This window comes from Carnobacterium divergens, assembly GCF_900258435.1.
GTDB classification, from domain to species: Bacteria; Bacillota; Bacilli; order Lactobacillales; family Carnobacteriaceae; genus Carnobacterium; species Carnobacterium divergens_A.
In genome coordinates this window covers 472,785-485,855 of the sequence record NZ_LT992558.1, presented here as the reverse complement: position 1 = coordinate 485,855, position 13,071 = coordinate 472,785, and the positions used below count along the sequence as shown (strand labels likewise).

Annotated in this window: 8 protein-coding genes; 1 reads left to right on the top strand and 7 read right to left on the bottom strand. The window is 36.6% G+C overall.

Annotated features, from left to right (window positions below; translation table 11 throughout):
• Positions 1-117: 117 nt before the first annotated feature.
• Positions 118-456: a winged helix-turn-helix transcriptional regulator gene (locus CDIMF43_RS02755; RefSeq protein ID WP_074402124.1), complete on the top strand. Its 339-nt coding sequence runs from the start codon at positions 118-120 to the stop codon at positions 454-456.
• 71 nt (positions 457-527) lie between these two features.
• Here the strand turns inward: CDIMF43_RS02755 and CDIMF43_RS02750 are convergent, their stop codons facing one another.
• The 7 genes from CDIMF43_RS02750 to CDIMF43_RS02720 form a co-directional block, all read right to left on the bottom strand.
• Entirely contained in the window at positions 528-1,709 is a 1,182-nt protein-coding gene (locus tag CDIMF43_RS02750; protein ID WP_074402123.1) for a NupC/NupG family nucleoside CNT transporter, read from the bottom strand.
• Positions 1,710-2,016: 307 nt separating this feature from the next.
• Positions 2,017-5,958, bottom strand: coding sequence for a 5'-nucleotidase C-terminal domain-containing protein (locus CDIMF43_RS02745; RefSeq protein WP_109842322.1), 3,942 nt, complete (start codon positions 5,956-5,958; stop codon positions 2,017-2,019).
• Between the two features lie 301 nt (positions 5,959-6,259).
• The gene (locus tag CDIMF43_RS02740; protein WP_034572271.1) at positions 6,260-6,598 is read right to left on the bottom strand and encodes a zinc ribbon domain-containing protein YjdM; all 339 of its coding nucleotides are present in this window, start codon (positions 6,596-6,598) and stop codon (positions 6,260-6,262) included.
• A 77-nt stretch (positions 6,599-6,675) separates the two neighbouring features.
• A complete protein-coding gene (locus CDIMF43_RS02735; protein WP_109842321.1) occupies positions 6,676-7,848 on the bottom strand; it encodes an amidohydrolase in 1,173 nt (390 codons plus the stop codon).
• 52 nt (positions 7,849-7,900) lie between these two features.
• Positions 7,901-9,274: an MFS transporter gene (locus tag CDIMF43_RS02730; protein ID WP_074402122.1), complete on the bottom strand. Its 1,374-nt coding sequence runs from the start codon at positions 9,272-9,274 to the stop codon at positions 7,901-7,903.
• 1 nt (position 9,275) lies between these two features.
• A complete protein-coding gene (locus CDIMF43_RS02725) occupies positions 9,276-10,463 on the bottom strand; it encodes a M20 family metallopeptidase (RefSeq protein WP_109841132.1) in 1,188 nt (395 codons plus the stop codon).
• Positions 10,464-10,606: 143 nt separating this feature from the next.
• A complete protein-coding gene (locus tag CDIMF43_RS02720; RefSeq protein ID WP_109841131.1) occupies positions 10,607-12,946 on the bottom strand; it encodes a helix-turn-helix domain-containing protein in 2,340 nt (779 codons plus the stop codon).
• Between the last annotated feature and the right edge of the window lie 125 nt (positions 12,947-13,071).

Here is a 13,071-nt window from a genome sequence, read left to right as displayed (position 1 = left end):
TCTTTTCGTGTATTTATCTTCTTAGTATATTATACTGTTAGAAGATTACTAGTACGCACTTGTTTTTCACTAAGGAACCTTTTAGTAACGATGTACTAGTCTAAAGGAGCGAAAAAAATGTATTTAAATGAATTTGATGCCACCATGAAATTAATTCAAGGCAAGTGGAAAATTATGATTCTATATGAACTTTACGAAAGCAAGACCGTTCGTTTCAATGAACTTCAAAAATACATCGAACAAATCTCACATAAAACGTTAACCAATCAACTACGAGAATTAGAACAAGACCAACTTATTCAACGAAAAATCTTTAAGGAAGTTCCTCCTCATGTTGAATACTCTCTGACAGAAAGCGGAAAAAGTATGATTCCTGTATTGGATGTTATTTGTAATTGGGGATTGGAACATATTTCTCATGATAAAATCCAGCGTTTATTATGTAATGAAGAATAGAAAAAGTCAGTAATCTGAGGCAAAATGCCATTGAGATTACTGACTTTTTATTTGCATGCTTATCTTTCAGCTTAAAATAACAAACCGGCAACAGCAGCTGATAAGAAGCTAACTAAGGTTGCTCCAAATAATAATTTTAGCCCTAATTTTGCCGCTACATTTCCTTGACGTTCATTTAAGCTCTTAATTGCGCCTGAAATGATTCCAATTGATGAAAAATTAGCAAACGAAACTAAAAAGATAGAAAGAATGGCCATTGAACGGTCTGAAAATTGAAGATTTCCCATTTTTAGGTTGGTCATTGCCACAAATTCATTGGAAACCAATTTAGTTGCCATAATGCTTCCTGCATCAATGGCTTCGCTCCAAGGTATCCCCACTAAAAAGGCTAATGGTGAAAAGGCATATCCTAATACATTTTGGAAAGAAATTCCAAAAATACCTTCAAAAATAGCGTTAATCATTGCGATTAAGGCTACAAACCCAATCAACATCGCTCCAACTGTAATCGCTACTCTAAAGCCATCCATAATATATTCGCCTAACATTTCAAAGAAGGTTTGTTTTTCTTCATTTTGAACTTCCAACATATCCTCTTCTTCAGAAACTTCATATGGATTTAATAATGACACAATGATAAAACCGCCAAATAAATTCAAAACTAATGCTGTAACAACATATTCTGGTTTTAGCAACATCATATACGAACCAACAATCGACATTGAAACCGTAGACATGGCTGAAGCACATAGCGTATATAGACGTTTTTCAGATAATAAATCCAGTTGCTTTTTGACTGAAATAAAGACTTCTGATTGACCTAGAATAACAGAAGCGACTGCGTTATACGACTCTAATTTACCCATCCCATTAATTTTACTTAGGCCTAAACCAATGTATTTAATAATAAAAGGTAATACTTTGATATACTGTAAAATACCAATCAAAGCTGAAATAAATACAATAGGCATCAATACCGCTAAGAAAAATGAACTTCCTTTTGGATTGATAACGTCACCGAAAACAAAAGTTACACCTTCTGACGCATACATAAGTAATTTGCCAAATCCTTCTGCGATTCCAGAAACTAAGTAATTTCCTACTCCCGTATTTAATAAAATGTAACCAAGTACAAATTGCAATACCAGCATCGTAAAGATTGGTCGAAATTTGATTTTTTTTCGATCTCTACTGCATAACCAAGCGGTCCCTAAAATTAGAAAAATTCCAATAATTCCAATTAAATATTTCATCAAACTTCCCCACCTTTACTTGATAGAATTTGGATTCTATCGAATTTTGCTAGAAGAATTGGCTAAATCTAAAACTTTTTTTCAAAAAAAATAGCCCTACATTTGGCTAATAGGCTATTTTTATGAAGTTGAAAACCAAATCGGTTCACGTTTTTTCATTATAAAAATAAATTCCCCATGCAAATCATATTATAGCATAGATTTAAAAAAACAGGTGATTTAAAATGATTTTTATGAATGGTTTCTAAAAGAATAAAAAGAGTCCGACCAAATTCGTTGGTCGGACTCTTTTTGTATCGCCTCAAAATTAAGAAGTTTTTTTACGGCTCTTGAATGCCAATCCTGTACCTGACAAAGCAAGTAGCGCAAAGCCTCCTAGCAACCAATTTGTTGGTTTTTCCCCAGTTGCTGGAAAGTTTTTTCCCTTACTAGTAGAATTAGTTTGGTTTGTAACGTTCCAATTTTGTTGATCCGCTGGTCTATTGCTTGGATGCTCGTTTCCCGGATGAGTATTTCCAGCATTGGTTGAGCCATCACCCGTCCCAGTCCCGTTGTCACCAGGTTCTTCTGGTTTTGGTTTGTTTCCATTTAAGAAGTCTTCTTCCGTCATTGAAACAATCCGTGAACCAGGAAATTCCGTAGCGTATTTCGATAAATCAACCGTTCCTTTAGTTGAAACGGCACGAAGCGTACCGGCTGATTTCAGGTAATCCATCACAATCAATTCCATGGATGGGCCTTCTTCACGTTCCCCACCTAGCATTGTAAAGCCATCGCCTCCTGCTGCTAGGAAGTCATTTGTTGTCACATAGTACGTTTTCTTTTTGTCTAATGGCTCGTATTTGCCTGTTTGTTTATTTAGCAATTCTACTCTTAAAATGCGTTCGCCTGCTGTTTTAGCTTCTGGATCCGCGCCTTTTTTAGTAGAATCGTAATAGACACGAATCGATTCTGATGCCTGTAAGAAGCCTCCATTAGCTCCTAATGCTGGAAGTCCATTGTCATCTAAAATGACCTTGCCTTCTTTATCTGTTCGTGGCATTGAACGAAGTGAGTGCTCGAACAGTTGGTATACTTGATCTCCCGTTGCTGCAACTTGCGAAATAATATTCCCAAATGGGAGAACTGCGATGACATCTCCCTTTGTCACGGGGCCTTGCAATAGGCTTGCACGAATCCCCCCGCCATTAATGACTGCAAAATCTGAGGGGTGAGCAAAACCAGTTTGACCGTAATCATACAAAGCATCACTAATTAAGTTTCCTAAATTCGTTTCTCTTGTACGAACATTGTCTCGCTCGCCATTAAGTGTAAATGGATTATAAGGAATCACTACTTCTGATGTTCCTTCTGCAAAGTTTGTTTTAGCAGTTTCTACAATGGCTTGTACGGTTGGATCTGGTACTAGTTCAGCTAAACTAGCTGCTGGTGTTAGAGAAGCATTTAATGCGCTTGGATTTTTCCCAAAGTCTGCTTTTACAATCCCAACGTTGTTTAAATAATTACCCGTTTGCGCAAGTAACACATTGCCAAATCGAAGACCTTCTTTTAAGGCTGTGTGAGAATGACCATCTAAAATGACCATATCAAAATCGCTAAATGCTGGGTCTTCGCTTAAAGACTTAGCTAGAGTATCGCTTCGCCACTTGGTTGGCGTCGTTTCATCTACTCCTAAGTGACTTAAAAATACATACAAATCCGCTTTTCCTTTAAGTTCCGTTAATAGTTCTTTTGCTTCAGGAATTGGATCCGTAAAGGTCACGCCTTTAACATTATCTGGATGTGTTTTTGTTGCTGTTTCAGGCGTTGTTAACCCAATAATCGCGTATTTACGTCCCGCTTTTTCAACAATTGTATAGGGTTCAAATGAACGTGCTCCATCTTTGTACACATTTGCTGATACAATTGGGAAGTTTAACGCGTTTTTGTATGCCATAGCCACGTCGTAACCAAAATCAAATTCATGATTCCCGACTGTCATCGCATCATATCCTACTGCATTCATTGCGGCTGCCATATCTAATCCTTGACGATAATTTGAAAGTGGCAACCCTTGGAACGCATCTCCTGCATCGACCATTAGGGTTGGTTGAAGTTGATCTTTGTAAGTTTTTAATTTAGCTACTCCAAGTGTATTATTTTTAGGATCTGCATCCATTCTTCCATGCATGTCATTTGTGTGCATAATTGTAAAAGGTGTTTTTTGATTGATTATTTCTTCTGGAATTTTTCCTTCTGCAATTAGTTTGTTGACGTTTAAAGATTCAATATTAGGTGTTCTACCTGTATCGGATTGTTTAACTTCGATATTACCAAGGTTAACTTGTTCAACAATATAGGGTCTCAGGTAATGAGTCAAATCTGCCCCAATGATTTCCCAATTGTTTTCTAATTCTTCAGTTGGGTCAATGGTTCCTTTTGTTTTCACATAGTCTACAATCGCACTTCTCAAGGTTAAAGGATCGGATGAATAATAAGGTTCAGCAGTAATAATCCCGTCACTTTTGAGACCTTCGTAGCGGTAATTATTGATAGCTAATTTAAATGAATCCGTATCGTTAATTGCTTTTCCTTGATAGGTCAAATCAGTAATTCTTGAGTTTACTGGTTTCGAAATGTCAATTTTATAGTTAACTCCAGAAAACATGTCGTAGTTGTACACGCGAATAGTTTCATTAAAGCTAACTGTAATGTCCCCTGCTTGGTACTGATTGTAGTAAGCAGCTTGCCGTTCCATATAGTTTTTTAATTGAGCACCCGTAATTTCCACACCGACTAATGTGTTCGCATATTTATATATATCAAAAATCGTTGCAAAAGTAACAGGGCCTGCTGGCAACGAGCTAGACGCTTTGAAAAGAGCGGCTGCTGAAATATCTGCTCCTGTTACTTGCTTTTGTACATTGTTAATTAATGAAATCATTGCTGTTGGTTTTATTTGTGCTTCCGGGATTCCTTTTACTTCTTCTTGTGGCAAGAAATCCGCTGTTGCTGTTGCAATCGGGTCTTTAATAAATTGATTGACTGTTTCGTGGTAGCTGTTTGTTAAAGTCTTTAATTTTTCATCTGCTGGATATTTAGCTGTTTTGACCACTTCAACAGAACTGCTTTCTACATTCCATTTTTCTGTCTCTGCTGTTTTTGAAACGGCTAAATCAATTTTTACTACACCAGTTCCAGTGTCTTGTGCGCCACCAACTGGTTTTTCAGTTCCATTACTATCTTTAATTTTACGTGCAATGTCTTTATGATCATGTCCTACTAAATAGGCATCAATTTCTGGTACTTCTTCAATGACGTTAATAGCTGCTGCTTCTGGATCTCGATTATCTAAGCCTGCATGAATTGATGCAACAATAATATCCGCCTGTTCTTTTTCTTTTAGTAGCTTAACTTGTTTTTTAGCTTCTTCTCTTAAGGATTTAAATTCTAGTGAATCGACTTTCCCACCATCCCACACTGGAATATGTGGAATTGTTAAGCCTAAAATCGCCACTTTAACACCATTAACTTCTTTAATGCGATAGGCATCTACAAAATGTTGCCCGTCTGCTTTTTTGTACGTATTTGCTGATAATAGTGGGAAGTTAGCTTCACTTTGGATTTTTTTAATTAAATCTAACCCGAAATTAAATTCGTGATTGCCTAACGTCATGGAGTCATAATCCATGTAATTCATTGCCGCAATCATGGGATGTATTTGAGTTAATAGTTCTGGTTTCACATTGTAAAGATCATCGGTTAAGAGTGTTCCTTGAATATTGTCACCATTATCAATCAATAGTGTGTTTGGATTTTGTTTGCGTGTTTCTTGAACGAACGTACTGACTTTTGCTAGTCCTACATTTTTTTGAGCTGAATCTTCATAAGACCAGTCCCATAAATTTCCATGTACATCAGTTGTTCCTAAAATCGTCAAGTTTTGCTTTTGTAGCGCTACCTCTTTTGGCTGTTCCTTTTCTACAGAAGTTTGATCGTCCATTTTCTCAACGGGTTCAAGCTCTTCTTTAGAAATAGGTTCTTCTTGAACAATCTCTTGCTTAACATCTGATTCGACACCATCAGACGATTTAGTATCCGCTTTCAGTTCTGTTTCAACTGGCTCTATCGTTTCACTACTTAGCGAACTCTGTGCCTCTCCAATTGCTGAAACGGTCGGCGCCATTCCCCCAAATACCATTAGCGTTACCATTACTAAATGAAGCATAAATTGCTTCGTATAACGCTTGCCAACTTTTTTATTTTCCAACACAACATCCCTCCATCTATTGTTTTGAGCGACAAAAATTAAGAGTTGAACTGCTAATATGTCTCTTTTTTCATTCTCTATATACTAAATGAAGCCAGTTTTTCATACCATTAGTTCTATTAGTCAATAAAATCTGTACTCCCTTTCATTTTAGCAGATTCTTTTAAAATATCTATCAGTTTTTGATGTTATTTTTGTGTGAATTTTGTAAATTGGTCTATCAATGTAATCGCTTTTTTAAAATTAAAAAAAACAACGAAAAAATAGCTTCACTTAGCTACCTTTTCGCTGTTTTTACGAATTAAATCTTTTTAACAAATTCCGATTTTAATTTCATTGGACCAAAGCCATCAATTTTACAATCAATGTTATGGTCTCCATCAACTAAACGAATATTTTTAACGCGTGTTCCCATTTTTAATGCAGATGAACTTCCTTTGACTTTTAAGTCTTTGATTACAGTAATGGTGTCTCCATCATTCAAAATATTGCCGTTAGAATCTTTGATAACGTTTTGCTCATTCGTTTCTTCGTTTGATTCTACACTCCACTCATGACCACACTCTGGGCAAACCAAAAGGCTACCATCTTCATAAGTATATTCTGACTGACATTCAGGACAATTTGGTAAAGATTGCATGTTTGTTCCTCCAATAAGTTAGTAATCTCTATTATAATACATCTACACTAGAATTACGACCAACGATTGTCCTTTGCTTAATTAAGCTTAAAATAGCCACATACCACATCTCCAACAGCTTTTGCAGCAACTAGTAAGGCATCTTCGTCTAAATCAAATTTTGGATGGTGGTTAAAGTAAACGGGGCCGTCTCCCTTTGGAGCACTACCGATGTAGAAAAACGTACCTGGAATTTTTTCTAAATAATAAGCAAAGTCTTCTGAACCTGAGAGCATATCTGTTTCATTAATAGCTGTTGAGTACTCTCCTATTCCTGATTGAAGAGAATCTACTACCAAATCTGTAACTGCTGGATCATTGTATAAAGGTGGATAATCGGCTGTGTACGTTAACGTTACTGTCACGCCATACATTTTCTCTAATCCTTCTGCAAGTCGTTTCACTTCAAAAGCAATTTTATCTTGAGTGTCTTTAGTCATATATCGAACATCACCTTCTAGTTCAACATAATCCTTAATGACATTAAAGCTTCCTTTACCATCAAATGACCCAATCGTTACAACGCCCATTTCAAAAGGATTTAAGCGACGACTGATAACCGTTTGAACCGCTGTGACAAAGTAACTAGCAGCCACAATCGCATCATTGGCCATATGAGGAGAAGACCCGTGTCCACCTTGCCCCTGAACCCCTAGTTTAAAATACGTTCTACCAGCCATTGAAAAGCCTTTGTGATAGCCAATTTCTCCAGCTTTTCCCATTGGAAAGAAATGAATACCAAAGATTTCAGAAACATCATCCAATTCTCCTGATTCAACTATGCTTTTAGCTCCGCCCGGTGGTGTTTCTTCTGCAGGTTGATGAATAATTTTAATTTTTCCAGGAAGTTCTTCTTTTAATCGAATGAGACAATCAGCTAAAATCATCAAATAAGCAGTATGTCCATCGTGACCACAGGCATGCATGACATCTGGATTTTTTGAAGCGAATGGTAGCCCTGTTTCTTCTTGAATTGGCAGTGCATCAAAATCTGCTCTTAATCCAATTGTTTTGCCAGGTTGGCCCCCTTCAATTGTGACAATAATACCATGAACTCCACCAACTTCTGTTTGAATTTTGACTTCTTTGCCTTGATAAAAGTCAATGATGTATTGAGCTGTTTTCTCTTCTTTAAAAGACAATTCTGGATTTTCATGGAAATGTCTACGAATCTCAACCATTTCTTCTTTTCGTTCATCTAATAAATTCATTAATTTTTCTCTAAACACGATTAATTCCTCTTTTCAATTTTTTAATTTAGCTTTATTCATGGTTTGGTACAACGACTACAATGGCTACTAAAGACACTAAACAAAAGAAGACATTCGTTAGCAATCCTACCATCCCAGCCGTTTCAATTCCTGAAGTGTTTTTAACAATTGCATAGACTGCAACTGAAATAGCCACACCAAACGAACCGCCTAACGAGCTTGCCATTTTATAGACACCTGAAGCCATACCAACTTTATCTAACGGTGCACTTGAAATGGCTGTGTCTGTTGATGGAGTAGCGTAGACTCCTAGCCCTGTTCCCAATAAGGCAAATCCTAGAAAATAAACTACATGAAAAGTCATTCCTTCAACAAATGTAAGACTCATCATAATCACTCCTACTGCGGCTAAAATAGAACCGATAACCATTGGTTTTTTTGCTCCCATTTTTTGTAACAATTTTTCACCAATTCGAATGGTTATCAGCACACAAGCTAGGTAGCCTAGCGACAATAACCCTGCTTGAAAGGAGGTTAATCCTCGGCCTTCTTGTACATACATACTCCCAACAGCTAACGTTCCTGCTACCGCATTTAAAAGGAAATTAGACAACGTTGCACCTAGGTATTTCTTTTCTTTAAAAAGTGAAAAATCGATAAAGCCATTTGCTTTGCGATTTTCAATATAGAAAAAAAGACTGACAAATAGTAAAAAGACGCCTGCTAAAATCAAGGTAGTCAAACTTGTCCAACCAAATTGTCCACCACGGGTAATCACTAGATTCAAGGCCACCATCGAAACAATAAAGGTCACGAGTCCCCCATAATCAAATGATGTCTCTGTCTCCGAACGCGCAACCTTACTCTCGGGAGTTCCTTTAATTAGAATCATCCCAATCAATGCTATCACGATTGAAAAAACAAAAATCCATCGCCAACCTAGATAAGTTGCAATCCCACCACCAGCAAATGAACAAATTCCAGAGCCTCCCCACGAGCCAATCGACCAGTAACTTAATGCTCGCTGACGATCAGCACCTTCAAAATAGGTTTTCATTAAGGCTAACGTTGCCGGCATAATACACGCTGCAGATAATCCTTGAATAATTCGCGCAACAATCAACAAAAATGTTCCTTGACATATAATCAATAAAAGTGAACCTACTATACTTAAAATAAACCCTAAATACGTCATTTTCACACGACCTATTTTATCGGCTAATCCACCTGTCACCGCAATAAAAATACCAGAAAATAAAGCAGTCATACTAATGCCTACATTTAAAATACTCAACGAAATCCCTAAATCTTGCTGGACTGCTGGAACAACGTTTACCATCGATTGTGCAAACAACCAATAGGTAATCACGCCGAATACAATTCCTACAATCAATTTATTTGTACCTTTATAACTTGTTGCTTCCATTTTAGTCTTCTCCCCCATTTAAGTAGTCACATACAACACTTCCCATTGCTTTCGCACTAATCAATAAACTTTTTTCATTGATTTCAAATTTTGGATGATGGTGCGGATAAAAAACCCCATTTTCAGGCATTGCTCCAACATAAAAAAAGACACTTGGTCGCTCTTGGGCGTAATAAGCAAAATCTTCTGACGGCGGTTGTGGGTCACATCGTTTGATTTCCGTCACTTCTGAAATTTTTGATTGCTTCAATGACCGGACAATAAAATCGGTTAGCTCAAGGTCATTTATTAGCGTTGGATAATCATCGTTGTAAGTCAATTCACACGTTACACCAAACATAGACTCTAATCCTATAACTAAGCGTTTGACTTCCTCTTGAATCGTTTTTCTTGTATCCTCACTCATAGCGCGAACATCCCCCTCAAGATTAACGGTATCTTTAATCACATTAAAACTTCCTTTTCCATCAAATGACCCAATTGTTACAACCCCCATCTCAAAAGGATTTAAACGACGGCTCACAATGGTTTGTGTCGCCGTAACAAAATGACTAGCAGCCACAATCGCATCATTCGATAAATGAGGAGATGACCCGTGCCCTCCTTGTCCTTTAATTTTCAACTTAAAATAAGAACGTCCAGTTTGAATCGCACCTTCACGATAGTTGATTTCTCCTGTTGGCATCGTAGACATCACATGAATCCCCACCACGTGGTCCACGCCTTCCAAACAACCAGCTTCAATCATTCCCTTAGCTCCACCAGGAGGCGTTTCTTCTGCTGGTTGATGCAAAATAACAATCTTTCCAACAAATTGATTTTTTAACTCAATAAGCGTCTCTCCTAAAATCATCATGTATGCAGTATGTCCATCATGACCACAAGCATGCATCACTCCAGAATTTTGCGATGCAAAGGGCAAACCCGTTTCTTCTTGAATTGGCAATGCATCAAAATCAGCTCGAATTGCAAGAGTTTTCCCTGGAAAACCACTGTCAATTGTCACAACAATCCCATTCCCCCCCACATGCGTTTGTACTTCGCAGTCCAATCCTTGATAAAAATTAGTGATAAAAGCAGCTGTTTTGGTTTCTTGAAAAGAAAGCTCAGGGTGTTGATGCAAATAGCGCCTAATTTCCACCATTCGAGTTTCTTTTTCATCTAATTTTTCAAACAAATTCTTTTTCATCTCGCCCGCACCCTTTCTACTATCAGTATAAAAAAAGAAACCCTCCTTATAAGGAGCATTTCTTTTACTTTCTGTTTTATTTTTAACCTTTCTATTCTCTAGCTGCTTTGCTACAACAAAAAGCAAGGGGCGATTTTTGTCTTTTATTCTTTCGAAACTTTTTTTAGTTCAATAAAATGAATTGCATTAAAATCCAAGTACTCATAAAAAGACCATTGACTTGCTATTTCCTCGTCTCCAACTGACAAAACCGGTTCTGAATTGCGTAAAATATAATCCATCATCTCATGATCCACACCATACTGACTATTAAATTCTCCATATTTCGAGTATAAAGCGCCATGCTCTCGATCGAATTTAAGTCGCTTAACTTGATAGATTCCTACCTTCAATCCTTTGATTTGAACATAATATTCTTTTCGACGTCGTTGAATAAAAAAATCTTCCACTGATAAGCGCGGATTAAATGGATTGCAATTAATCAACACCAGTTGATAGCCATCACAGTTTTCAGTTAAGAGATAATTTACGCCCTGTCCTATCAAGGTTCCTTTTAACCGTTCTTTAAATGCTAGCGCATGATACACTGGACGTTTTCCGTTAAAAAAGTGAAATAGTTCCATCCCTTCAATATTAATGGATTGGCTATGTTGATTTTTTTCATGGCTTTCTGTATTGATCCAAAATCCCAGCCCCTCAACTTCATAACTAAGGTCAAAAATGGCTTGCATAATCAAAGCGCCTCGAAAAAAAGTTCCATTTGTAAAACGCGTTTCCCCCGTCAACGTATTCCAATCAATCAATGTAATCGGCTGCTTCATATGATGGCTCGCTAGAAATTTTTTAAAGCTTGACGTTTTTTTTATTAAATAATTTTGGGCTGTATTAAAAATCACTTCATTGGTTTGTTCAAAATCAATTCCCTCATTTTGATTTGCATGAAAAGCGATAAAATCAATTTCATGTTGTTTTGTGATTTGCCACTGCTGACTTGCTGGAATGGTTTCTGTTTTGTCTGAAAAAGGTAAAAATGTCCCTATTTTCACACTAGGCACCATTCCTTTCAAAAGCGCCACCACATTCAAGTAATACATTTCGTGATGCTTGGCTACAGTGTTATCCCATTCTTTATGGTAATACATAAAACGCCAACGACTTACAAATTCTCTGCCATAACGCTGAATAGCATGTGCAATAAAAGCCTTTAATTTTAATAGATAGTCGCCTTGATTTTCTTCCATCTCATGGTAGCTAAGGTATACAAATAAAGACAGATTTTCTTGATAAATAAAATCTAATACAAGATCCGCGCTATCATATGGAGAATAAGAGGGGACTATTTCATCTGTTTCAATCGTCGTTAAAATTGTGTTCTCTGAAAGGAGATTTTTCACGCCTATATATGTGATCCTAAAATCGGTTTTAGCCTGCTTTACTTGTTGCTGAACATGTTTTTTTAACAACTCTTTTAACTCGCCAATAAAAACAATATACGACGCATAAGGCAATTCTTTTGCAACCCTTTCCCTTTCAACATCAATCGATAAATTAGCCACACTGTTACTAGTAGCATGAGAAGATTGTTCAAAATTGTCACAATAATTCGCTAATAGCAACAAGACTTCTGTTAGTTCCAACGGACTACTTTCTTGATCTTCAAGATTGTCTTCATTTTTTCTAGTAACTTGATTTTTAAGACGATAGTCGGTTGGCGTTACATGGTAATATTCTTTAAAGCAGTGACTAAAATTTTTCCCACTTGAAAAACCATTTTGCAACGCGACTTGATTGATTTCCATATCTGAATAAATTAAGTCTTCAATTGAATGACGCAATCTCACTTGGTTGACAAATTGAACAAAGCCCACTCCCGTTCCCTTTTTAAAATACCGTGATAAATAAGATGGAGAAAAGTAAACTTTTTGAGCCATTTCATTTAAGGTTAAGGGTTCATAATAGTTTGCTTCAATCTCTTGAATTACTTTTAAAATCCGTTCATCTGGAACTTCATTTTCGATTTGATTTACAATAGGCTTCTTAAAAAAACGTGTCAAAAGTAACATAACTTGATACAAATTGCTTTCAATTTCAAGTTTGAAATTTTCATGGTTGCTTAACTCTGCAATGACCATCTCAGCTAAGTAACGGCGCAATTCCTCAATTGCTTTTTCTTTCCCAAAATCAATTTCTCGAGAGAAACATTCAAAGTTAAATTGAAAATATTGTGGATACTTTGATAAAAAGAAGTTTCCGACTATTTTTAAGACAATCACTTGACTGTCTTTTGAACCACTTATCGTATGGTTCACACCTCGATTCACTACAAGTAAATCATCCGTCTGCAAATCCAGCTGTTGAGCATCCATCCAAATCGTAGCTGCTCCTTTTATAACAAAAATAATCTTCGTTCCAAAAAAACGTTCTTGTTGTTTCTCGTGAATTGAAGAAATGGCGATTTGATACTGATGAATTGGCTTTATCATAAATAAACACCCCCATTTGTTAAATCTTTCACTTTGTATTTTAACATAGATCGTTTTATCCGTTGCCACATTTCAATAGATATCTCTCCTTGTCTCCTATATAATAAAACAAACCACTAAACGAT

Coding starts and splice junctions, on each gene's coding strand:
- CDIMF43_RS02720 (WP_109841131.1), bottom strand. CDS start 12,946: ATGATAAAGCCAATTCATCAGTATCAAATCGCCATTTCTTCAATTCAC.
- CDIMF43_RS02740 (WP_034572271.1), bottom strand. CDS start 6,598: ATGCAATCTTTACCAAATTGTCCTGAATGTCAGTCAGAATATACTTAT.
- CDIMF43_RS02750 (WP_074402123.1), bottom strand. CDS start 1,709: ATGAAATATTTAATTGGAATTATTGGAATTTTTCTAATTTTAGGGACC.
- CDIMF43_RS02725 (WP_109841132.1), bottom strand. CDS start 10,463: ATGAAAAAGAATTTGTTTGAAAAATTAGATGAAAAAGAAACTCGAATG.
- CDIMF43_RS02735 (WP_109842321.1), bottom strand. CDS start 7,848: ATGAATTTATTAGATGAACGAAAAGAAGAAATGGTTGAGATTCGTAGA.
- CDIMF43_RS02755 (WP_074402124.1), top strand. CDS start 118: ATGTATTTAAATGAATTTGATGCCACCATGAAATTAATTCAAGGCAAG.
- CDIMF43_RS02730 (WP_074402122.1), bottom strand. CDS start 9,274: ATGGAAGCAACAAGTTATAAAGGTACAAATAAATTGATTGTAGGAATT.